The sequence below is a fragment of the Caballeronia sp. LZ035 genome (assembly GCF_031451175.1).
In the GTDB taxonomy this organism is placed as follows: domain Bacteria; phylum Pseudomonadota; class Gammaproteobacteria; order Burkholderiales; family Burkholderiaceae; genus Caballeronia.
Genome location: NZ_JARUXS010000003.1, coordinates 613594 through 636763, shown reverse-complemented (window position 1 = coordinate 636763; position 23170 = coordinate 613594). Strand labels below are relative to the sequence as shown.

Annotated in this window: 21 protein-coding genes; 8 read left to right on the top strand and 13 right to left on the bottom strand. The window is 63.8% G+C overall.

The window, feature by feature from the left end; all coding sequences use genetic code 11:
- The first annotated feature begins 46 nt into the window (after positions 1-46).
- Together QCE88_RS25815 and QCE88_RS25810 are read left to right on the top strand one after the other, a co-directional pair.
- A complete protein-coding gene (locus tag QCE88_RS25815) occupies positions 47-949 on the top strand; it encodes a DMT family transporter (protein WP_309907661.1) in 903 nt (300 codons plus the stop codon).
- A 16-nt stretch (positions 950-965) separates the two neighbouring features.
- A complete protein-coding gene (locus tag QCE88_RS25810) occupies positions 966-2090 on the top strand; it encodes a DSD1 family PLP-dependent enzyme (protein WP_309907659.1) in 1125 nt (374 codons plus the stop codon).
- 10 nt (positions 2091-2100) lie between these two features.
- On the opposite strand, the gene QCE88_RS25805 is transcribed toward QCE88_RS25810, so the two are convergent.
- The 5 genes from QCE88_RS25805 to QCE88_RS25785 all read right to left on the bottom strand — a co-directional run bounded on the left by QCE88_RS25805 (position 2101) and on the right by QCE88_RS25785 (position 6126).
- Positions 2101-3270 (bottom strand): L-dopachrome tautomerase-related protein, encoded by a 1170-nt coding sequence (locus QCE88_RS25805; RefSeq protein ID WP_309907658.1) that lies wholly within the window; start codon positions 3268-3270, stop codon positions 2101-2103.
- A 71-nt stretch (positions 3271-3341) separates the two neighbouring features.
- Complete coding sequence (locus QCE88_RS25800) at positions 3342-3623, bottom strand: DUF3325 domain-containing protein (protein WP_309907656.1); 282 nt, start codon at positions 3621-3623, stop codon at positions 3342-3344.
- The gene (locus QCE88_RS25795; RefSeq protein WP_309908770.1) at positions 3620-5197 is read right to left on the bottom strand and encodes a PepSY-associated TM helix domain-containing protein; all 1578 of its coding nucleotides are present in this window, start codon (positions 5195-5197) and stop codon (positions 3620-3622) included. Before QCE88_RS25795 ends, QCE88_RS25800 begins: the two co-directional genes overlap by 4 nt.
- Before the next feature lie 47 nt (positions 5198-5244).
- On the bottom strand, positions 5245-5568 hold the full coding sequence (locus QCE88_RS25790; protein WP_309907654.1) for a DUF3649 domain-containing protein: 324 nt from the start codon (positions 5566-5568) through the stop codon (positions 5245-5247).
- A gap of 303 nt (positions 5569-5871) precedes the next feature.
- Positions 5872-6126, bottom strand: coding sequence for a hypothetical protein (locus QCE88_RS25785; RefSeq protein WP_309907651.1), 255 nt, complete (start codon positions 6124-6126; stop codon positions 5872-5874).
- Positions 6127-6657: 531 nt separating this feature from the next.
- Between QCE88_RS25785 and QCE88_RS25780 the strand changes: the two genes are divergently transcribed.
- The 4 genes from QCE88_RS25780 (at position 6658) to QCE88_RS25765 (ending at position 11418) form a co-directional block, all read left to right on the top strand.
- Complete coding sequence (locus tag QCE88_RS25780) at positions 6658-6828, top strand: Flp family type IVb pilin (protein WP_309836266.1); 171 nt, start codon at positions 6658-6660, stop codon at positions 6826-6828.
- Positions 6829-7057: 229 nt separating this feature from the next.
- Complete coding sequence (locus QCE88_RS25775) at positions 7058-8503, top strand: collagen-like triple helix repeat-containing protein (RefSeq protein ID WP_309907649.1); 1446 nt, start codon at positions 7058-7060, stop codon at positions 8501-8503.
- A 115-nt stretch (positions 8504-8618) separates the two neighbouring features.
- A complete protein-coding gene (locus QCE88_RS25770) occupies positions 8619-10313 on the top strand; it encodes a POTRA domain-containing protein (RefSeq protein WP_309907647.1) in 1695 nt (564 codons plus the stop codon).
- 235 nt (positions 10314-10548) lie between these two features.
- The gene (locus QCE88_RS25765; RefSeq protein ID WP_309907644.1) at positions 10549-11418 is read left to right on the top strand and encodes a type II secretion system F family protein; all 870 of its coding nucleotides are present in this window, start codon (positions 10549-10551) and stop codon (positions 11416-11418) included.
- A gap of 39 nt (positions 11419-11457) precedes the next feature.
- On the opposite strand, the gene QCE88_RS25760 is transcribed toward QCE88_RS25765, so the two are convergent.
- Positions 11458-12672, bottom strand: a complete 1215-nt coding sequence (locus QCE88_RS25760; protein ID WP_309907642.1) for a YeeE/YedE family protein — start codon at positions 12670-12672, stop codon at positions 11458-11460.
- Positions 12673-12837: 165 nt separating this feature from the next.
- Between QCE88_RS25760 and QCE88_RS25755 the strand changes: the two genes are divergently transcribed.
- Both QCE88_RS25755 and QCE88_RS25750 read left to right on the top strand, forming a co-directional pair.
- The gene (locus QCE88_RS25755; protein WP_309907640.1) at positions 12838-13518 is read left to right on the top strand and encodes a dihydrofolate reductase family protein; all 681 of its coding nucleotides are present in this window, start codon (positions 12838-12840) and stop codon (positions 13516-13518) included.
- A 143-nt stretch (positions 13519-13661) separates the two neighbouring features.
- Positions 13662-14384, top strand: coding sequence for a DeoR/GlpR family DNA-binding transcription regulator (locus QCE88_RS25750; protein WP_309907638.1), 723 nt, complete (start codon positions 13662-13664; stop codon positions 14382-14384).
- Positions 14385-14562: 178 nt separating this feature from the next.
- On the opposite strand, the gene QCE88_RS25745 is transcribed toward QCE88_RS25750, so the two are convergent.
- The 7 genes from QCE88_RS25745 to QCE88_RS25715 all read right to left on the bottom strand — a co-directional run bounded on the left by QCE88_RS25745 (position 14563) and on the right by QCE88_RS25715 (position 23170).
- Entirely contained in the window at positions 14563-15624 is a 1062-nt protein-coding gene (locus QCE88_RS25745; RefSeq protein WP_309907636.1) for an ABC transporter permease, read from the bottom strand.
- Positions 15621-17150, bottom strand: a complete 1530-nt coding sequence (locus QCE88_RS25740) for a sugar ABC transporter ATP-binding protein (RefSeq protein WP_309907634.1) — start codon at positions 17148-17150, stop codon at positions 15621-15623. The genes QCE88_RS25745 and QCE88_RS25740 overlap by 4 nt, the downstream gene beginning before the upstream one ends.
- A 53-nt stretch (positions 17151-17203) precedes the next feature.
- Positions 17204-18208, bottom strand: coding sequence for a substrate-binding domain-containing protein (locus QCE88_RS25735; protein WP_309907632.1), 1005 nt, complete (start codon positions 18206-18208; stop codon positions 17204-17206).
- 58 nt (positions 18209-18266) lie between these two features.
- Complete coding sequence (locus tag QCE88_RS25730) at positions 18267-19310, bottom strand: ABC transporter permease (protein WP_309907630.1); 1044 nt, start codon at positions 19308-19310, stop codon at positions 18267-18269.
- Positions 19307-20239, bottom strand: a complete 933-nt coding sequence (rbsK, locus tag QCE88_RS25725) for a ribokinase (RefSeq protein WP_309907628.1) — start codon at positions 20237-20239, stop codon at positions 19307-19309. The genes QCE88_RS25730 and rbsK overlap by 4 nt, the downstream gene beginning before the upstream one ends.
- Positions 20236-20718 carry an RbsD/FucU domain-containing protein gene (locus QCE88_RS25720; protein WP_309908768.1) on the bottom strand — a complete coding sequence of 161 codons (483 nt, stop codon included), beginning with the start codon at positions 20716-20718 and terminating at the stop codon, positions 20236-20238. The genes rbsK and QCE88_RS25720 overlap by 4 nt, the downstream gene beginning before the upstream one ends.
- Positions 20719-20779: 61 nt before the next feature.
- Entirely contained in the window at positions 20780-23170 is a 2391-nt protein-coding gene (locus tag QCE88_RS25715) for an aldehyde dehydrogenase family protein (RefSeq protein ID WP_309907626.1), read from the bottom strand.

Genomic DNA, 23170 nt, shown 5'->3' with positions numbered 1-23170 from the left:
ATGCCGTCATGCGATGATTCAGGGTTCTGTCACGACTTCACGCGTCATGCCCTCGACTGTCGCCACCCGCGCCGGACACCTTCCGCTTGCGAGCATCGGATACATCCTCGTGTCGATGCTCTGCTTCGCCATCGTGGATACGCTGGCCAAGGCCGTCGCGTTGCACTATCCGGCAAACGAACTGACTTTTTTTCGCATGCTGTTCGGTCTCGTGCCGGCCGTCGCGATGTGCTGCATCGGCGAGCGCTCGCTCATCCAGCGCGTCAGGCGGCTCGACATCCGGGGACAGATGTGGCGCGCGTTGACGCTGCTCGGCGCGTCCGGATTTTTCTTTGCGGGTTTGCCCTATATTCCGCTCGGCGAGGCGGTGGCCATCGCGTATTCGGAGACGCTGCTGGTCGTCGTGCTCGCGCCCTTCCTGCTCAAGGAACGGCTCACGCCACGCGCGGCGATAGCGGCCATGATCGGCTTCGCCGGCGTGCTGCTGGTCGTGCGTCCGGGCGGCGGTGAATCGAACTGGCTCGGCCCGGCGCTGTTGATCATGAGCGCATTGTGCGGCGCGCTGTCGATCATCCAGATCAAGCGCATACGCGCCAGCGACGACTCCCGCACCACGGTGCTGTTCTTCACCACGGTGGGTACGGTCGTCATGGCCGCGACACTTCCATTCAGCTGGAAAGCGCCGACGCTCGACGCGCTGCTCCTGATGGCCCTGCTCGGCTCACTTGCCACCGCCGGACAGGTCCTGATGACCGTTGCATTTCGCCGCGCGGACGCCGGCACGCTCGCGCCCTTCAACTACACGAGCATCGTGTGGGCCGCGCTCTTCGCCTATCTGGCGTGGGGCGAGACGATCGCGCCGTTGTCGCTTGCGGGTATCGCGTTGTTCGTCGGCAGCGCGATCGCCGTGGCGTGGCAAAGCAAGCTGCCCGAAGGTCCCATCGCCTGACACTTTCACGAACATCATGCAACTCGCTCAACTCGACACACCCGCGGCAATCATCGATATCGCCAGGATGCAGCGCAATATCGCTGCAATGCAATCGCGCATGGACGCGCTCGGCGTCAGCTTCCGCCCGCATGTGAAGACCACGAAGTGCCTTGATGTCGTGCGCGCGCAGATTGCGGCGGGTGCGCGCGGCATCACGGTGTCGACGCTCAAGGAAGCGGAACAATTCTTCTCGGCCGGCATCACCGATATTCTTTATGCGGTCGGCATCGCGCCCGCGAAGCTGCCGCGCGCATGCGCGCTCAGGCAGCGCGGCTGCGATCTGAAGATCATCGCGGATAACGCCGCGGCGGCGCGTGCGATCGTCGAATACTGCAAAGCGGAAGGCGCATCGTTCGAGGTCTGGCTGGAGATCGACACGGACGGCCACCGCTCGGGCCTCGCACCCGAAGACGACGCGCTGATCGACATCGGCCGCATCTTGCAGGAAGGTGGCATCGGGGTCGGCGGGGTGTTGACGCATGCCGGTTCCAGCTATGAACTGAACGAGCCCGACGCGCTCGCCGCACTGGCCGCTCAGGAGCGCGACGGCTGCGTGCGCGCGGCCGAACGTCTCCGTGAAGCGGGCATCGCTTGCAGGACGGTGAGCATCGGCTCCACGCCGACCGCGCTCGCCGCGACCCATCTCGAAGGCGTCGATGAAGTGCGCGCGGGCGTCTACGTGTTCTTCGACCTGGTGATGGCGAATGTCGGCGCATGCACGACGGACGAGATTGCGTTGAGCGTGCTGACGAGTGTCATCGGACATCAGCCCGACAAGGGCTGGGTCATCGTCGATGCGGGGTGGATGGCGATGAGTCGTGACCGCGGCACGTCGAAGCAGACGCACGACTTCGGATATGGTCTGGCCTGCGCGCTGGATGGGACGCCGCTGCCGGGCTGCGAAGTGGTCGGCGCGAATCAGGAGCACGGCATCATCGCCGTCTCCTCAGCCGATGATCTCACGCGACGTTTTCCCATCGGCATGAAGCTGCGCATCCTGCCGAATCACGCTTGCGCGACCGGCGCCCAGTACCCCGAGTACCACGCGCTATCGAGCGACGGAAGCACCGCCGTATGGCCGCGTTTTCACGGCTGGTGAGGGCAGGACTTCATCCTGCCAGACCGTGCGCAGGCTGCTTCGGCAAGCGCACGCGAAAGATTGCAAATTTTCCTTCGCGCGGATAGCCGTTGGAAAAATTGGTTTCGTGCAGATGGGAATCCGCGATGTAGAAGTAGCCGTTCGAGTACGCGAAACCATCGGCCCATGACAGCTCGCGATGCTTGCCCACCAGCGTGTGCTCCCTGAGCGCGGGCTTGCCGTTGCGCTCGATCACATCGAACCCGACCACCGTGCGTTTCTCGAGATCGCCGCCAATCAGCACGCCCGCTGGACTCATGATGAGGCCGCCGGTCAGCGCGCCGTCGCCGAGATATTGCACGCGCTGCGCGAGCGCCTCGGCCGGCAGCGTTTCGTCGATGAGCGCAGCGGTCTCGATGCGCCAGTAGTGATGATCCGTCAGCGGCCGGTAGTACAGCCACTTGCGTTCGGGAGACAGCGCTATGCCATCGGTTTGCAGCACCAGCACGCTGCCGTCGAGCTTGCGCGCGGGCTGGTCGCCGAACATCAGATGTTGCGCGGGATCCGACACGCTCGAACGATCGCCCGCCAGCAGCAGGCGTGAAGCGCCGCTTTTGAGGTTCGTGGCCACCACACCGCCCTGATTGCCCGCATTGCTGATGTACGCAAAGCCATGCGTGTGATCGACACGAATATCGTTAAGCGAATCCTTGGGCGTGACGAGCTGGCCGTAATCGAACTGACGCACGACCTTGCGCGTGGCGAGATCGAACTCGACAAGTTTCGGCGGCTGACGGGTCTGGTCCACCGAAGGCAATGACGAGTCGAGCGCCCAGAGATGATCGTGCTCATCGACCCATAGCGCCTGGAGTGAGATCCACTGATGTGCACCGTCTTCATCGGGCTTGAAGACGTTCCAGCTTTCATCCGGAAAGGGTGTGAGCGCGCCAGTGTTCGTATCGACCTCGACCATGCTGTAGCGCGAGCGCTTGACGGACGAAGGCGCGGTCGCGAACACGCGCCCCTGCTTCGATGCGCCGATGCCCACCAGGCGGAAGTCATCGTCGAAGGTGGCCACCGTTTCCAGCCTTGGCATAGCGGCGTGCGCCGCTTGCTCAAAGCCTAACGTCGCAAGCGTGCCCGCGCCCAGTGAAGCCAGCACGCGACGACGCATCGTGCGGTGCGCATCCCGATCCTTCATCAAGCGTCTCCTCGTGTATCAGGGTGGATTCTTCGAGTACCGCTTGATGCTAGGAAGGCATGCGGGGACTGTCAAGGCGCAGCGCGCCTCTGCCACATGATGAGCGAGCCGAACACGAGTCCTGCGGCCAGGCTTGTCAAGCCGCTGTAACGAACGAGACCGAGCCCCCATCCGTCCTGATCGACGATCAGGCGCAACGCGAGCACGAGCCCGCACCATCCCGCGACGCGCAAGCCACGTGACGTTCGCGGCGACCATTCACGGTGCCATACGGCTTGCTGGTGGCGGTCCATTGAGGCAGCCAGACATGCGAAAGCAAACAGGCAGAACAGGAAGGTCAAGAGATGCATCATGCATTCTCCTCTTCGCGTTCAACGGTCGTCACGCGCGCAGGCGCTTCCTTTCGCGCTGCCTTCACACGCGGACGATGACGCATGACGCGCAGCGCCAACGCGGCGTGCAATAGCGCGAAGGCCAGCATCATGAGATCGAATCCCGCGAAGACCCAATCGCCTTGCGCGACACTGCGCCAGAACGGGCGGTCCGTGGTCAGCGCATTGAGCACGGGCAGCAACGCGAGCAGCGCGGCGGCAAGCCATAGCAGTTCGATCCACGCGCGTTTGGCCGGACGCATCACTGCGTATAGCAAGGTGGCGGCCCATACCGTGAAGAACACATTGATCTCCGCTTCATCGCGCGCGGCGATCCCCACCGGCAGCAGCCGGTTGCCCCACAGGAAGCTCGTCATGGCCACCGAAAGTCCCGCAATGCTCGCGATGTTCAGGCGCTCGACCAGCCGGAAGCCGAAGTAAGGCCGCGCCGGATCGGGCAGCTTCTGACGGCGCTTGACGGTCCACATGACGAGCCCGGTGCCGACCATCGCCGTACCCGCGAGACTCACGATGAAATACAGCCAGCGTAACTGCAGATCGCTGAAGCGTCCGAGATGCAGTGCGTACAGCACGCCGCGCGTTTCAGCCGCGCCGCCGACGCTGTCCTTCACGTCGATGAGCTTGCCGCTCACACCGTCGAAGAGCAGGTACTGCGGGCTCATCGACACGCGCTGCGCCTCGCCGCGCGAAACCGCCACGCGCGCCGTGCTGTCGCCCGGATTGGTGATCGTCACGCGGCCGACCTTGTCGCGGCCCCAGCGCGCTTCGGCTTCGCGCACCATTGCATCGACGGGCGCAAGCGCCGCCTTCTGCCCGGAAGGCTTGCCGGGCTGGATGAACGCGCTCAGTTGCGACATCATCGCCTGACGTTCTGCCGGCGTCTTGAACGCGGTCTGCGCGCCCCACGGCATATACATCGCCATCAGCGTGACGAGGCCGGTGTAGGTGATCATCGCGTGGAACGGCAGGCCGAAGACCGAGAGCGCGTTATGCGCGTCGAGCCAGGAACGCTGGCCCTTGCCCCAACGAAACGTGAAGAAATCGGTAAAGATTTTTTTGTGCGTGATGACGCCGCTCACGATCGCGACGAGCATGAACATCGCGCACACGCCTGCGAGCCAGCGGCCCCATAGCACCGGCATGTAATAAAACTGGAAATGAAACCGATAAAAAAATTCGCCGCCGAGCGTCTTGCGCGCGCTGCTGCGCTCGCCCGTGGCGGGATCGAAGCTCGCCTCTTCGAATGCGCGCTTGCCGTTCGCCTTGGGCGGCGCGCGCCAGAACGAGTCGATCACGCTGGTGCGCTCATCCGGTAATCCAAAGCTCCATTGCGGGCTGCCTGCGGCAATCGAACCGAGAGTTGTCGTCACGCGTTGCGCGACCTGTGCAGGATCCGGCAGGTTCTGTTGATGCGGCTGCTCGGGGCGCATCCATTGCGAGGTCTCGTCCTTGAAGTAACTGACGGTGCCGGTCAGGAACATGGCATAGAGAATCCAGCCCGCCAGCAAACCGGCCCATGTATGCAGGTCCGACATGGTCTGGCGGATGCCGCGTGCTCGCGGTTTCGCGTCATGCGTGTGTTTCACGATGCGCTTCCTCCGGACCACACGCTCCACGACGCAAGCAGCAAAGGCAGCGCCGCGACAAGCAAACCGCCCCAGGCCCGCCGCGCGCTGCGCACGGCGAACACCCAGATCACTGCGCACACATACACGATGAAACTCGCGAGCATGCCGGTGAGCACCGCCTGCGGCTTGCTCATGGGCAGAACAAGCGCCGCGACGCTGGTCAGTGAGGCAAGTGCATAGCCGCCCAGAATGGCGGCAACGATGCGGGAGATCAGCGGCCCGTACTTGCCGATTGCTGCGGGACGTCCCGTCCTGCCCGCCGTGGCGTGTGTTCTCAAGTCAATTCCTCAGATGCTGTGCGTCACTGCGCCCGCGCAAAGCGAGCCGGGACGCCGGATCGCTTTGCGCGGTATCAAAGCCGTGAGTGATGGTGTTCGGGCGTCGATCGAGCCCGGATGCGTGACTGAAACTGCTGATGTCGCCGCTCGCCGAATGCGCTGCGCCGTAACGAAAACGCGCGATGTCCGGCTCCGGCCCGATGAGCCAGGAAGCAGCCTAAATGATAACGCTTATTATTAACGCGCGTCGAGACTTGTCAAGCGACGCTTAAAAACCGGAATGAAGCGCTCGGGCGACGCGGGCTATTCGCTATCGCCGGAGATCCATTTTTTGGTGGCGTGGTAGCCGCGCTTCGAAGTGTCTGCGACGGCGTGCCCCGCCGATTTCGCACCTTGGCCGATGGCGTGGGCCGCATCGCGCGCGGCATGACCGGTTTGTCGCCCGGCCGATTTGACGTCTTCCTTGAACTCGTGGGCGCCCTCCGCGACGCTGGCGTGAGCGAGGGGGCTGAGCGCAGCGAGCACGAGCGGAAGGATGAGGAACGTCGTCTTGTTCATGGATCGCATTTTCGCACAAGCCTTCGGTTTGCTTCGTGATCTGGTGAGCGGGTGAGCGGGTGAGCCGCGAGCTGTACAGGCGAGCGCTGCCTTTGCCCGCTTGCAAATGGCGAGCCCTGTTCGTCGAACGTCTCGATTTCCCAATTCCTAGAATCCTTCGCGCAGAAAGGCAAGTCGGAAAACCCTAACTATTCACACACGGGCTCTGCACCAGGAAGAAGAAATTACTTCGTGCAAAAAAAAGATTAAAGATTCGTTAAAGCCGGGCTCAGGCCAGGGAAGAGCGGGCCGATATCATGCTCAAGAAGTACCTGTTCTATTTTTTACCGGAACACATTCCGGAAAAATGCTGAATGGGGCTTTGCACCCGGGCACACGGGAAGATTTAAAACAGAACCTGAGAGCAGACGCCAGTCAACGGCCAGCGATAAACGCCTTACATATCGGACCCGTCTTCGAGAGAAGATGGAGAAGTCCGGCGCGTGAATCTCTGGCCGATGACCCGGCGATCAGAAAGAACCGAGGAAAATCATGAAACGCGTCTTCAAACGCTATCTCGCGGACACACGCGGCATCACCGCCATCGAGTACGGACTCATTGCCGGTGTGCTGGCTCTTGGCATCATGACTGCCGTGGGCGGCGTGGCCGATCAGCTCAAAAGCACCTTCCAGAATATCTCCACCGCGTTAAAAAGCGTTTGATTCGCTTTAAAGCGCCTACCGGTAATTAACTCGCCTTCGGGCAAACCGCGATTACAAGTCGCGGGGGACCGCGCTCGCCTGTCGCAATCGCACAGGAGCGCGCGGTTATCTCAGCACGTCATTAAGGATCCGACTGGTCTTGATATTCGTGCTTTTACGCAGTCCGCCGTTTTTTCAGCGTATGCCGGGAAGAAATCGGTGCAGCAAACAATAAACAGATATCTGAGAAATGAAGACACCCACGTTTTATAGCGAAACCATCCGCATGACCGCCCTGGCCGGGGCTGTGGCGGCACTTCTCGCACTTTCGGCCTGCGGCGGTTCAGGCTCCGTCAACAAATCGACTGGCGGAACGGCAAATCATACGGCCAGCACCACCGGCGCGGATGGCTCATCCGCTTCCGGCGCACGCGACACGTCCAGCACCGAGGGCAACGGCGGAACGCTCAGCACCAGCACCGGCGGCACCAATCCGGGTACGCCGACGACGCCGGTCACGACCACTGCCAATAACGGCGGCGACGGTGGCAAAGACACCGGCGGCGACGGCGGCGGTACGCCCGTCATCAAGACCGGACCGACAGCGCAACCGATCGCGCAGGTCGTCGACAAGACGAGCAACATCGTGACGGCCGCGGGCGGCACGGTGACGGATCTCGGCAACGCGCTCGGCGACACAAAGCTGACCGGTCTTGGCGACAACACCACGAAGAACCTGGGTGGCGTGGTCTCGAACCTGGGCGCGGCTGTGACGACGCTCGGCAATGGCGTCGGCAACGGCATCGGCTCGATCGGCGCGACGACGAATCCGGTCGGCACGACCGTGGCGAGCGTCGGCGGCGTCGTGCAGCGCGTCGGCGACGCGGTCACGAGCGGCGGCAACGCCGTGACGAGCCTGAACAGCGGCGCCCTCGCCCCGCTCGCCGCCGTGACGACCCCGGTCGGCGCGCTGGTCAGCGGCGTCGGCACGGGCGTGAACCAGTTGGGCGGCAATCTGACGACCGCGCTCACGAGCGCCCCCGTGCAGCAGTTGACGCAACAGGTCAGCACGACCATCACGCCGATCACCTCCCTCGTCAGCACGACGACGCAGACCGTCGGCGCCGCGACGGGTCTTGGCGCGCCCGTCTCGACGCTGCTGTCGAACGTCGGCGCGGGCCTCGTCAGCGGCGGACAGAAACTCTCCTCAGGCGGCAATCCGGTTGCATCCGGCGTCGGCTCGCTCGTCTCGGCGACGGGCACCACGGTGGCATCGGCGGGCACGCTCGTCGGCGGCACGCCGGCGACTTCGATGCCTGCCGCGGTCAGCGGCGTGCTGTCCGGCGTGACCACGGCAACCGGCACGGCGCCGGTGCTCGGCGCCGTCACGGGCGCTGTCAATGGTGCGGTGTCGGCCGTGACGGGATCAACGGCATTGGCGGGCGCCCTCGCGCCGGTCACGTCGCTCGTCAACACGGTAACGACCGGCGTGAAGGCGCCGGCCACGACCGCCCCCATGACGATGGCCGCGCCGGTCCCGGCAACCGCGACCACGACGACGACCTCTACTGTCTCGGCGACGACGGCACTCACGGCGAGCACCACGACGGGCGGCACGAGCGGCTCGACGGGCCTGCTCGGCGGCCTGACGTCGACGCTCGGCAGCGTCCTCGGCGGCGGCGGAATCAAGAAGTAAGGCAACGGCGCACAGCGGCCCGGGCGCCTCACATCGAACGCTGCATGACGCATTCGATGTGCGGCGCCCGGGCCGTGCGTTGCAAAAAAAATCAATCACGATCCAAGCTAAAAAAATGTTCAACTGGAAAGCGGCCGCACTCGCGGCGACGCTCGCGTTCGTCCAGGCCGCGCATGCGCAGAACGCGCCGCGCACGAGTGTCGGCGGCAATCCGCTCGAAGCCCTGCCTCAGGTCAATGCGCCGGCACGCGCGCCAGCGATCGAGGTTCAGGTGCAGGCGCCGCAGCAACAACTCCAGGATCTGCTCGCGCGGCACATCACGCCGCAATCGATCCAGATCGAGGGCGTGAAGTCCCTGCCTTTCGAGGAAGTCGCGCAACGCTTCAAGAGCCTGGTCGGCACCGACATCACGATTGCGCAGTTGATGGAGACGGCCAACGGCGTCACCGCACTCTACAAGGAGCGGGGCTATGCGCTGTCGTTTGCGTTCGTGCCCGCGCAGACCTTCGAGAACGGCGTCGTGCGCGTGACGATCGTCGAAGGCTACGTGGCCGACATCAGGATCAAGGGTGAACCCGGCAACCTGGAAAAGCGGATTCGCGCGGTCGTGCAGCATATCGCCGCGGACCGCCCGCTTCGTCAGAGCACGTTCGAGCGCACGATCAACCTCCTCGGCATGATTCCCGGCGCGAAGATCGACGCGACCATCGCGCCGCCGCAGAACACCGATGGCAAGACCACCCTCGAACTCAACGTCACGCGCAAGCGTTTCAATCTGTCGAGCGGCATCGACGTAAATCATCCGGGCGTGCAGGGCATTTTCAGCGCAACCGAGAACGGCCTGCTCGGTCTGGGCGAATCGATCACCGCATCCGCGCTCGCGCCCCCGGGACGCAACGATCAGACTTACTACGGCGTCAACGCGATGGTGCCCGTGGGCGCCGACGGCTTCGCCTTCAAGGTGGACGCCTCGCATTACTACGGTCATCCGGTCGACAACCCGGGACTGCCGTCGTACATCGAACGCACGGTCATCAACGACAAGCTCGCCTTCTCGGCGGTCTATCCGTTCGTGCTCAGCAACAAGCGCAGCTTGCTCGGCACTGCGAGCGTCTATGCGACCCACGACGAAGATCGCCTGAAGAACATGGCGGTGGCAAGCAATCCGCAGCTCACGAACCGATCGCAGATCCGCGTGGCGCAACTGTCGCTCGACTACACGGGCATCGACACCGGCATGACGCGCCGTGCCAGCCTGAATGTGGCGAAGGCGATGAACATCCTCGGCGCCTCGAAGACGGCTGAAACCAATATCTCGGGACTGGCGCTGACGAATCCGGTGTCGCTCACATTCCTGCGCACCGGCGCGAGCTTCTCGCAGACCAATGAATGGCCCTGGAAGATCGGCTCGGTCGTGTCGATGACAGGTCAGTTCTCGCCCGACACGCTGCCCACATCCGAGCAGATTGCGTTCGGCGCCCAACGTTTCGCGCTGGGTTATCAGCCGGGCGAGGTATCGGGCGATTCGGGCTGGGGCGCGTCGTTCGAAGTCAACCGTCCGATCGCGCTCGAATGGACCTATTTGAAATCACTCACGCCGTATGCGTCGATCGACGCCGCGCGCGTCTACCTGCATGGCGGCACGCCGAGTCCGCGCCGGCTGTCGTCGGTGGGCGTGGGCTTTCGGGTGTCGGATGCGAAGCACTACAGCATCGATTTGTCGTTGGCGCGGGCCATCGGCGACGCGCCGATCGAAAGCCCGTCACGCAGTCCGCGCGTCAATGCGACGTTCTCGTATCAGTTGTATTGAGCGGACCCGTCCCGGCGTTTTGCGCCACCTCGCTCGAGCTGGCGGGAAACGCCGAATTTCGGCGCGCGGAAATGAGCGTGAGAAAACAGATCGCGGAGACGATCGCCGGTATCGTCCCGATCGACAGGCTTTGCTTCACGGTGAAACACGCGACCTCGGGGAGACGTGTACCGCAGCCTGATCGACTACACAAAACGCCCGCTTTCGGGCCGCTGCTCATTTGCCGGAGGCTTCGGTGCCCACTGGAATCGTGTTGGTCTTCACGCTCGCCATGCTGTGCGCGGCGAGCGCCGTCATGATGGGGGTCTGCGGCGCGCTCAGGCACGACGCGCGACTCGCGACTCGCATCCTCGGACGTTGTATCGCGTCGCCGGCGTACCTGCTGCGCGAGTTCGACGATCTGATGCAGCGCGCCAACGTGCGGCATCCCTGTCTGGCGCTGGCGCTTTGGGCGCTCATTACCGGTTCAATCGCCATTCTTTGCGTCACGCAGGATGCATCATTGGCGGCCGCCCTCGCGCTGACGGCCTCGACGCTGACATGCTACTCATGGCTCGCATGGCGTGCGCGGCAATGCCAGCGGCATATCGTGCGCCAGTTGCCTGCGTTCCTCGAAGGGATCACGCGCCGGGTCGATACGGGTCACAGTATTCCGGCCGCGTTCCAGGCGGCCGCAGCGAGCATGCAGGCGCCGCTTTCCGCATGTCTGGAACGAGTCGTTCCACATTTGCGCATCGACGCGGACATCGATCAGGCGCTGGCGACCGCCGCGCGTACCTATCGCGTTCAGGAATTTGAACTGATCGGCGCGGTGTTGCAAGTCTCGATGAAATTCGGTGGAGGCTCGGAGCGAGTGCTCGAACGCATGGCGTCGACCCTGCGCGACCTTGAACCGGACGAGCGCGCGCCGACCGCTCCCCGCGCATTGGCATGGGTGCCCGCGCTGTTACCGGTGGTGTTCGGCTGCGCCGTCATCGCGCTCAATCCGGAATATTTCGACTCGATGTGGACCGACATGCTCGACAGGAAGCTCGTCTACGCCACGGTCCTCATGCAGGGAATCGGCGCGTATTTGCTGTTTCGCCAGGCGCGGCAGGACGACTGAGACGCGCGACCACAGAGACGGCCGCGCTTGCAGAAACAATCAGCAGGAAGTCGGCCGCACGCGTTCCACTTCGAGGCCGAACCAGGGGCGCAGGCGCGTGCCCAGAACATTGCCGAAGAACGCAGCGACGAGCCACAACCAGCCATGCAGGCTGCCCGAAACAATGCCGCTGAAATACGCACCGATGTTGCAGCCATAGGCGAGCCGCGCGCCATAGCCGAGCAGCAGGCCGCCGACGATGGCCGCCACCAGCGAGCGCAGCGGCAAGCGCCACACAGGCGCATAGCGGCCCGCAAGCGCGGCGGCGAGCATGGCGCCAAGCACGATGCCGATATCCATCACCGACGTGACGTCGCGTGAAATCGGCGCTGCCAGGGCGGCCGCGTTGGCTTTGCTCATCCAGTACGGCCAGCTCGCGGTATCGACGCCCATCAGTGCCGCCGCTTTCGCGCCCCACAGCGCGAACGCCGACGTGATACCCCACGGCCTTCCCGACAGCGCCAGCGTTGCGAAGTTGAGCACGGCGAGCGCGATGCCGCCCGCCATCATCGGCCACGGACCATGCAGCCACGGCGACGTGTGCGCCGGTTGCACGTGCGCCGCGACGAGCCTGCCATGACGGCGCTTCTCGATCACCACCGTCAGTGCGGCGATCAGCGCGAAGACGAGCCAGTTGAGCGCGAGCGCCGGGCCTGCGCCGAACGTCTTGACGATCGACACGGGCTGCAATTGCGGCAGCGAGGTCCAGAACGGCATGTGCGCAGTGCCGATGACCGACCCGGCAACGAACGCGACCAGCGTCACGATCATGCGCGTGCTGCCGCCGCCGACCGTGTACAGGGTGCCCGACGCACAGCCGCCGCCGAGTTGCATGCCGATGCCGAACAGGAAGGCGCCCACCACCACCGACGTCCCCGCCGGCGACACCAGTCCCGTGACCGGCATGCCGAACAGCGAGCCGGCCGCCAGCGCGGGAAAGAACAACGCGACGCCGACCGCGAGCATCAGCATTTGTGCGCGCAGTCCGGCGCCGCGGCCATCGGCAATAAAGACGCGCCAGGCTGAAGTAAAGCCGAACGCGGCGTGATAGAGCGTGACGCCGAGCAGTGCGCCGACCGCGTACAACGCGGCCTGACGCGCCCCGACGGTTTGTCCGATATACACCACACCGAGCACGATCAGCAGCGCGGCGATGCCGAGCGGCTTCGGATCGATGTCGGTACGGCGTGGAAGAGAGGTGGCGATATCTGACATGACAAAAAAGTGAATCCGGAAATTGAAAAAAAACGATACAACCCACGATTGTCGCGTGTTTGACAAAAATTCGCAGGCGGCCATTGCGTTTTCTATCGGAACAAAACGTACGCGGCACGGTGCTTGCAGCAGAAGTTCAACTGCTCTCACGCACTGGAGAATCACATGCACATTGTCTGTCACATGATGTCGTCGATTGACGGCCGCAGTCTCACCGACAACTGGAATCTCGATTACGCGTCGCCCACCTACGAGGAAACCGCCGCGAGTTTCAAGGCGGACGCCTGGGTCTGCGGCCGCGTCACGATGCAGGAAATCTCGCACGGCAAGGACCGCGACTATCCGCGCGGCATGGCAAAAGGCCCGATTACCCGCACCGACCATTTCGCCGACCGCAATGCGAGCCAGTACGCCATTTCGATCGATCCCAAGGGACGCGTCGCCTGGAAGAGCAGCACAGCACTGGACTCACACGTTGTCGAAGTGGTGGCGGAGAGCGTCGAGGACGACTATCTCGCCTATCTGCAATCGATCGGCGTGTCGTATGTCTTCGGCGGCAAGGAAGACATTGAACTGAAACGGGTCGTCGATACGCTCGCGCGAGAGTTGAAGATCGGCAAGTTGATCGTGGAAGGCGGCGGCCATGTATCCGGCGCGTTCGTCAATGCAGGCCTGGCCGACGAAGTCAGTGTCCTGCTGATTCCGCTCGTCGACGGCCGCGAGGCGCATACGTCCTCGTTCGAAGTATCGATGGAACAATGGAAGAAGCCGGCCTACCTGAAACTGCAATCGGTCGAAAAACTGGATCACGACGTGGTCTGGCTGCGTTATTCACGCGCTGGCTGACGCCTCGGGATTTACCCGCTCCAACGCAGGCGAGCCACAAAAAACAGGGCTCGCGTTGTTATAATCCTTTCAACGAACGACCAAAATCTAACACTCTCCGCGCGACAGCCGCCAGCCTCAATGCGCGTTGTCGCGCCGCCCCGATGGCCAAAAACGACCGCTTGCGCACCCTCTCCGGCGCGCTTGTAAAACAGAATGTGATGCGTCTGCGCGATGCGGCCGCATTGCTCGGCGTCTCGGAAATGACGGTCCGTCGCGATATCGCCGCGCATCCGCGTCAGTTCACTTATCTCGGCGGATACATCGTCAGCGCGGCCGACGTACCGAACGCGGGCTACACCATCGAGGAAGAAAAGGATCACTTCGCGCAAGCCAAGGCGATCGCTTCGAACCATGCGGCGCGGCTGCTGGTGGACAGTGAAACCATCTTCATCGACTGCGGCACGACACTGACCACGCTCGCGCGGCAGATCCCGATCGAGATGCATCTCACGGTGGTGTGTTATTCCCTGAACGTCGCGGAAATCCTGCGGCGCAAGCCCAACGTGCGCATGATCCTGCTCGGCGGCGTCTATGTGCCATCGTCGGAATCGTTCGCAAGCGACGAAAGCGTCGAAACCTTGCGGCGCATGGGGATCAACAAGGCGTTCATGTCGGCGGGCGGGGTCGATGAAGCGCGCGGCGTCACTTGCTGGAATTTCCACGAGGTGGCCATCAAGCAGGCTGCCATGGCGAGCGCGGTCGAACGGCATCTCGTTGTCGATGCGAGCAAGTTCGGCAAGGTGAAGGCCGTGCGCTTCTCGCAGCTTTCGGAGTTCGATTCGGTCATCACCGAAGAGGGACAGGCGCAGCGCGCGCGTGCCTGACCTGCGTTTCGATTAAAAGCAGAAAGCGGCGTTCCGCTTATAAACGAAAAGCCACATTCCGTTAAAAAACGAAAAGGCTCGTTCAGTTCTCGAACGAGCCTTTTTCATTCCGGTTTCCAGAGTTGTTCGATGAACGCCAGCCGTGAGGCCATCGCAGGCGTTCATCAAAGGCCCAGGCCTACTGCCTCCGCCCCAATGCGAACAGCGTCCCCGCCACCAGAATGAACGCGCCGATGATCACCTTCTGCCAGGTGCTCGGCACGCCGATCAGAATCAGCACGCTGTTGATCAGCGTCACCAGGACCACGCCGAGCAGCGTTCCCGCCACCGTTCCAGTGCCCCCGGTGATGCGCGCACCGCCGAGGATCACTGCGGCGATCACATCCAGTTCCGTGCCGACGAGATCGAACGGATTCGCGAGTCGGTTGGTCGAAACGTGGAGAATGCCCGCCACGCCCGCCAGCAGACCCGTATAGCCGAACACGAACAGATGGATCGTGCGCAGGTTGTAGCCGAGCCGCTCCGCGATCGCGAGCGAACCGCCCATGGCATAGACACCGCGGCCCATCATCGTCCGGTTCAGCAGCCACCACGTGACCACTGCGGCAATCACCAGCGCCAGCACCGAAACGGGCAGCACGGCGCGCAGGCCGTCGGACGTGTGATAGAAGAACAGCGGCAGGCGCCCGAAGGTATCCATGCTGTGCGGAATGTTCATGAAGAACTGCGTGCCGACAAAAGTCAGCAACAACCCGCGAAACAGATATTGCGTGCCGATGGTGACGATCAGGGACGGCGCCTTCAGCCGGTGCACGAGCATGCCATTGACAATCCCGAGGATCACGCCGCCTATCGCGCCCGCCAGCAGGATCAGCGCGAACGGGCAATCGGGCCACCAGGCGAACACGGCCTTGGTGATCGAATACATCGTGAGCGCTGCAATCGCCGTGAACGACACGTCGATACCGCCCGAGGCCAGCACCACCAGCGTACCGAGCGCAAAGAGCGAAACGGTAGTCGCGGAATGCAGCATGTCGAACAGCGTCGCGAACTGGAAGAAGCGCGGGTTGAGGCCGCCCACGACCAGACACGTCACCACGATCAGCCCGACCGTGAACCACTCCGGATTGCGCATCAGCTGCGCGTAAAGATTGCCCTTGCGCACACGCGGTGCGACTTCGGCCACGTGCTGCGGCGTCGTCTCGCTCCCCGTGCGGCGGATGGATTCGCTCATGCTCATGCTGCCTCTGATAGTAGCGCGTGATAGAGACCAGCTTCATCGAGCCGGTCCGCGCGGTATTCGCTCGCAATGCGGCCTTTCTTCATCATCAGGATGCGGTCGCAGTTCTGCAGCAATTCAGGCAGGTCGTCGCTGATCAGGATGATGCCAATGCCCTCCTTCGAGAGCCGCTGCATGATGCGGTAGATGATGTCCTTCGAGCCCACGTCCACGCCCACGGTCGGGCCGTGCAGGATCAGCACGCGTGGATCGATGGCCAGCCACCGGCCAATCAGCACGCGTTGCTGATTGCCGCCTGAAAGCGACTGCACGGGCTTGTCCACATCCGGTGTCGCGATCTGCAGGTCCTTGACCGTGCGTTCCGCGAGTTCCTGCGCGCGCTTGCGGTCGATCTGCCCGAAACGGTCCCGCAGGCTCGCGATCATGGCGGTGACGACGTTGTCGCGAATCGACTTGTCGAGAAACAGCCCTTCGTTAAGACGATCTTCCGGCACATAGCCGATGCGCTGCAACTTCGCGTCAGCGGGAGAATGCAGGCGCACGCCCATGCCGTCGAGCGTGACGCTGCCGTGATCGGCGGGCGCGACGCCGGCCAGTGCCCGCGCGAGTTCGTTGCGGCCCGAATCGAGCAAGCCGGTCACACCGAGAATTTCGCCTTTGTGCAGCCTGAACGAGACATCCGTGAACTGGCCTTTACGGCCAAGCGCCTGCACGTCGAGCACTACTTGCTGCGCACTGTCCTCGCCGTCCGCGCGATAGCGTTCGGTCGAAAGATGCTTGCCCGTCATGAGCTCGCTGATCTGCGCTTTCGTGTATTGCTCGATCGGCCCTTGCGCCATCTTCTGGCCATCGCGCAATACGATCACCTCACCGCCGATCGCATAGCATTCGTCCAGCTTGTGGCTCACGAACAGCACAGCCACGCCGTCGGCACGCAGACGCGCGAGCACGGCAATCAGGTTGTCCACTTCCTTCTGCGTGAGCGAGGTTGTCGGTTCGTCCATGATGACGAACTTCGCCTCGCTGGCAATGGCTCGCGCGATGGCAACGAGCTGACGCGTCGCAAGCGGCAGTTGTTCGATGAGTGTTTTCTGGAACGCGGCGTCGCCCGGCAGACCCACTGCTTCGAGCGCGCGTGCCGCGGTCTGCGCGAGCGCGCGTCGGTCGAAGGTGCGCGCCAGCTTGCCCTGATGCGTGGCCAGCTCCGCAGTCAGCGCGACGTTCTCGGCCACGCTCATGTTCGGCAGCAGCGACAGATCCTGATAGACGGTCTCGATACCCGCCGAAAGCGATTCGAGCGGCGACAGCCTGCTGTGACGCGCGCCCTCGATCACGAGTTCGCCTTCGTCCGGCGGCTGCGCGCCCGAGATGATCTTGATGAGCGTGCTCTTGCCGCAGCCGTTCTCGCCCAGCAAGTGATAGATCTGCCCGCGCTCGAACGCGAGGCTCACGCCGCGCAGCGCATACACGCCGGTAAAGCGCTTGTGGATGTTGACGACTTCGAGAAGCGGTGTCGTGGTGGTCATGTCTGTCCAGGGCACGCGGCGCGCTTCCGCAAAAGCACGCCGCGCACGTCACATCAGAAGTTGTATTGCTTGTAGTTCGTCTTGTCGACATCGACCCAGCCGGTGCCGCGCACGATCACGCCCTTGCCCGGGCCCTTCGTGACCGTCACCTTGTTGTAGCCGGTGATGCCGAGGTCAGTGCCGTTCTGGACTTCCTTGCCCTCGACGAGCATCTGCGCGACCTTGTTCATCGCCAGGCCCGCGAGCTTCGGATCCCAGAACGCGATGCCGTTGACCGCGCCGCTTTCGAGGAACTTGGCGGCTTCCGTAGGCAGGCCCGTGCCGTACACGCAGATCTTGCCGACCTTGCCCGCCTCTTCAACCGCGCGGCCGATGCCGATCACATCCAGCGAGGACGACCCTTGAAAGCCAGTCAGGTCCGGATGCTTGCGCAACACTTCCTTGGCGACCTGATAGGCACGCTCGCCGTCGTTGTTGGTTTCGAGCTTCGGCTCGACGAGATCCATCTTCGGATACTTGGCCTTCGCATTGCCGATGCCGCCATCGGCCCATTGCACTTGCGAACGGCTACCGAGCGAGCCGACCAGCACCGCCCACTTGCCCTGCTGCCCCATGCACTTCGAGAGCCGTTCGTTCAGGCCCGCGCCGTATGCGGTGTTGTCGAAGGCTTCGATGTCGACCATCGTGTTCTTCGCGTTGTCCGCTTCATGCGTGACGACCTTGATGCCGCGGTCCATCGCTTTCTTGAGTGCGGGTTCGAGCGTCGGCGGATCGTAGGGCACCACGGCGATGGCCGTGACCTTCTTGGCGATCAGATCCTCGATGATCTTGAGCTGCTGCGCGGCATCGGCGCGGCCCGGTCCCGTCTGATAGGCGTTGATGTTCGGGTTCTCCTTGCCGAACTCCTTGACGCCCTCGTCCATGCGGTTGAACCAGTTGATGCCGGTCACCTTGACGACCGTCACGATGGTCTCGTTGGTCGCGGCCTGCGCCGCGGCGATGGCGCCGGCGGCGAGTGCAACCGCGGTCAGCGCGGTGGCGAGCTTGTTGAGCTTCATTGCGTTGTCTCCTTCAGGTATCGATTGAATTGGCTTCTTTGATATGTCACACGCAACACTAGCGTCCGGTCGAAGCGGGCGGCGGCGGCACATTGCGCTTGGGCGCAGCCCCGCCGATGCCGAAGATCGCACGCACCCGTTCGCCGCCTGCGAAGGCGAGCGAGGCGAGCAGCAGAAAGCCCCATGCGCAATCGCCGAAGAACTGCGATACGCCGAGCAAGTTGAACAGACTCGACAGGAATTGCAGCACGGTCGCAGCAAGAAACACGCAGACGATGCGCCCATAACCGCCTGCCGGATTCACGCCGCCCATCACGGCGATCAGGATTGCAATCAGCAGATACGAGTTGCCGTAATCCCATTTGGCGCTGGACGTATGCGTCGCACTGATCAGGCCCGCGAGCGAAGCAAGCACGCCGCACAGCCCATACGTGACGATCAGCATGCGCGCGCGCGGAATGCCCGCATAGAACGCGGCCTTCGGGTTCGTGCCCATCAGGTACAGACGCAGGCCGAACGGCGTGCGCTTCAGGACCCAGCCGAGCACCAGCACGGCGGCGAGGAAGACCCACAGCGAGATGGGCACTTGCAGGAAGGTGCCGTTGCCGATGTTCGACAACGGATCGACGTATTCGACCCGCACCGATGCCCCGTTGCTCAGCACCACCGCAATGCCTGTGAACAGCAGTTGCGTGCCGAGCGTGCAGAGAATCGGCGTGAGCCTGAGCCTGGCAATCACGACACCGTTCAGCAGGCCGCCGAGCAGCCCCACGATCACGACGACGCATGCGAACACGCCGGTATAGAGCGCGGGGGAATCATCGGCGGAGACCATGTGCGGCAGCAGCAGCGCCGCAACCATGCCCGAGAGATTTGCCAGGCCCACGCCCGACAGGTCGATACCGCCGTTGCCCGAGACCATCGAGAGCATGATGCCGAGCGCAAGCAGGCCGAGCTCGGGCAGTTGTCCGCCCATCGACTGGAGATTGTCGATGTCGAGGAACTGGCCGTGCGACAACGCTGTGGCCACCAGCACCACCAGAATATTCACGCCGATCAGGAAATTGAACTGGCGATCAGCGAGCCACTTCGCTCCGTTCATTGCGTGACGCTCCTCTGCTCGAGCACCGCGGTGATTTCGTCGAGACGCGGCATCGAAGGCGCCGTGCCCGGCCGCGTGACCGACAGGCTCGCGAGCGCGCAACCGAAACGCACCGCATCGAGCGGACTGTCGCCGCGCGCGAGCGCCGCCGCGAAGCCGCCGGTGAAGCCATCGCCCGCGCCCGCCGTTTCCACCACGCGGCCACAGTCGAACGCCGGCACCAGCGTCGATTCCTGCGCCGTATGCAGCAGCGCACCGGCCTCACCGAGCGTCACGATGACGGCACGCGCGCCCTTGTCGAGCAGCACGTCAGCGGCACGCCGCGCGTCATCGACCGATGCGATCTCGACGCCCGTCAATGCCGCCGCTTCGGTTTCGTTCGGCGTGATGTAGTCGCACAGCGGATAGATGTCGTCGGTGAGCGGCAGCGCAGGCGCCGGGTTGAACACGGTGATCGCGCCATGCTTGCGCGCGAGTTCCAGCCCGCGTCGCGCGGCCGGAATGGGTTGTTCCAGTTGCGTGACAAACACGCCCGCACGTGCAATATCTTCTTCGATGGCTTCCACGTCCTCGGGCACGAGCGTGCCGGCCGCGCCCGCTGCAACGATGATCGCGTTGCCGCCGGTGTTTTCATCGACGTAGATATGCGCGGCGCCCGTGGCGGCATCCGGCATGACCGTGGCCCGCGACGTAATGCCTTCCGCAGCCCAGGTGGCCTGCGCGATATCACCGAATGCATCCGCGCCAATGCGCGTGCAGAAGATCACATCCGCGCCCGCGCGCGCGGCCGCCACCGCCTGATTCGAGCCCTTGCCGCCGGGCCCCATCTTGAACGCGGAGCCCGCCACGGTCTCGCCGAGCAAGGGCATGCGTTGCGCGCGAAACGCGAGGTCCGTCACATAGATGCCGAGAATGACGACGCTCTTCATCGCGCGCCTCCGTCTGAAGCTTCAGGTAGATCGGGCGCAAGCAGCACGCCCTTCTTGAAGATGAAGCAGCCATAGCCGCGCGCTTCGCCCGTCGCGATCACGCAAAAAGCCTGTCTGGCGCGCTCATAAAAAGCGAAACGCTCGACTGGAGAAAAATGCAACGCGCGACCCTCGGCGTCATCCACTTCGCGTTGAGCCTCGCGCTGTACGGCCGGCAGCTTGGCGGCGTCGCCGACCACTTCCATGCGGCCCGCAGGGTCGTCGACGAAGGTATCGAGCGGCAATACCGACAGCACCGCACGCACCGCGCGCGGCGCGCTCGCGCCGTCCATGCGCAGCACGCGTCCGAGCGCGGTCTTGCGCGCCACGGAATCGGCGGGAAAATGAGCGTCGCAGATCACCACTTCGTCGCCGTGACCCATCGCGGCGAGCGCGTGCAGGATATCGGCGTTCAAGAGCGGATCGATGTTCTTCAGCACAGCGTCTCCTCCATGCATGGGCGCGTCTCGTATCGAGATCTACGCCCGGTCAATTCCTTGATCAGTCTCCGTACGGCACCCAGATGTTCTTCACTTGCACGGCCTGACGAAGGAACGGCAGTCCTTCGCTCGCGGCATCGTGCCAGTCGAACACGCGGCCCTGATCGACGAAGGTCCGCTTCAGATTGCCGACCGATTCACGCTCGGCAAGCGCCGAGAGCGCGGCGCCGTGGAAGCACCAGAGCGCATCGACGTCGTCGTGCTGAGCGAGCGTCTGCGTCAGCGAACGCGCATCGCCAGTGACGATGTTGAGCGCGCCGCCCGGCACATCCGAGGTCTCGACGACCTGATAGAAGTCCGTGGCCATCAGCGGACAGGTTTCGCTGGGCACCACCACCACGCGATTGCCGAGCGCCAACGCAGGCGCAACGAGCGACACGAAGCCCAGCAGCGGCGCCTCGTCCGGGCACACCACGCCGATCACGCCCAGCGCTTCATGCATCGCCAGCGCCACGCCGTGCAGCGGAGGAGCGTGCACTGCGCCGTCGAACTTGTCGGTCCATGCGGCGTACGTGAAGAAGCGCGTGATCGATGCTTCCACTTCGCGCTTCGCATCCCGTTCGCTGGCGCCGGCGCGCTGCACGAGTTGCCGGGCAAATTCATCGGCACGCGCGCTCAGGTTCTCCGCGAGGTAGTACAGCACCTGCGCGCGGTTATGCGCGCTCGCCGACGTCCACTTCGTCATGCCGCGCGCGGCGGCCACCGCATTGCGAATGTCCTTGCGATTGCCCTCGCCCACTTCACCGACGATCTCGCCCGAAGGCGCGCGCACGAGTCGCGAATAGCCGCTGTCCGGACGCGCCTGCTTGCCGCCGATGAACAGTTTCGCCGTGCGATCGAGCGCGCTGACGTTGCCCGCATCGGTCAGTGAATCCGGCTCGGCCGGCGCTGCCTTGCCTTCGCTGCGCACCGGGAGCTTCGCCCACGCGCGCGGCTTCAGGTATTCGTAAATGCCCTCGCGTCCGCCTTCGCGCCCGAAGCCCGACTCGCGATATCCGCCGAAGCCCACGGCCGCGTCGAACAGGTTCGTCGCATTGATCCACACGACGCCGCATTGCAGGCGCGGCGCGACATCCAGTGCGCGGCTGATGTTCTCGCTCCACAGGCTTGCGGCAAGCCCGTAGCGCGTGTTGTTCGCGAGCGCCACGGCTTCTTCCGGTGTGCGGAAGCTCATCGTCACGAGCACGGGGCCGAAGATTTCTTCCTGGGCGAGCGTCGAGGCGGGCGAGACCTTCGTGACCAGCGTCGGCGGAAAAAACGCGCCGCCTTCAGGCACGCCGACTCGCGGCGACTGATGGATCTCGCAGCCTTCGCTCGCACCCTTCGCGACCAGCGCGCGGATACGTTCGAGTTGTATGTCGTCGACGACCGCGCCCATGTCGATGCCCTTGTCGAGCGACGGCCCGACGCGCAGCGTGTCCATGCGGCGCTTGAGCTTCTCGACGAAGCGCGCCTCGATGCCTTCCTGCACAAGCAGGCGCGAACCGGCGCAGCACACTTGTCCCTGGTTGAACCAGATGGCATCGACGACGCCTTCCACGGCGCTGTCGAGGTCGGCGTCGTCGAACACGATGAACGGCGACTTGCCGCCGAGTTCGAGCGTCAGCGACTTGCCCGAGCCCGCCGTGCTTGCGCGAATCAGGCGGCCCACTTCGGTCGATCCGGTGAACGCGATCTTCGCGACCCGTTGATGTTCGACGAGCGCGGCGCCGGTGCGGCCGTCGCCGGTCACGACATTGAGCACGCCCTTCGGCAAGCCCGCGCGGTGCGCGAGTTCGGCGAACAACAACGCCGTGAGCGAGGTGAACTCGGCCGGCTTCAAGACGACCGTGTTACCGAGCGCGAGCGCGGGCGCGATTTTCCATGCAAGCATCAGCAGCGGAAAATTCCACGGTACGATCTGGCCGACCACGCCGAGCGGCGCCCAGTCCGCGAACTCCTTGTCCTGCAACTGGGCCCATCCCGCGTGATGCAGAAAATGCCTTGCTACAAGGGGTATATCGATGTCGCGGGACTCGCGGATCGGCTTGCCGTTATCGAGCGATTCGAGCACGGCAAACAGACGCGCATGCCGCTGCACCATGCGCGAAAGCGCATACAGATGACGCGCGCGCCCGGCGCCGCCGATGGTCTGCCAGCCTTCGAGCGCCGCATGCGCGGCCTGCACGGCGGCATCGATATCGGCTTGTTCGCCCTGTGCTACCGAGGCGAGCACGCGGCCCGTGGCGGGTTCGCTGGAATCGAAACGCTCGGCGGCATCGCTGTCGCGCCAGGCGCCGTTGATGAAGTGACCGAAGCGCCCTTCATGTTGATCGAGCCAGGCGCGCGCGGCGCGATCGTCTTCCGGTGCGGGTCCGTAGTCCATCGAGGAGAAATAGTCGGCAACGCTCAT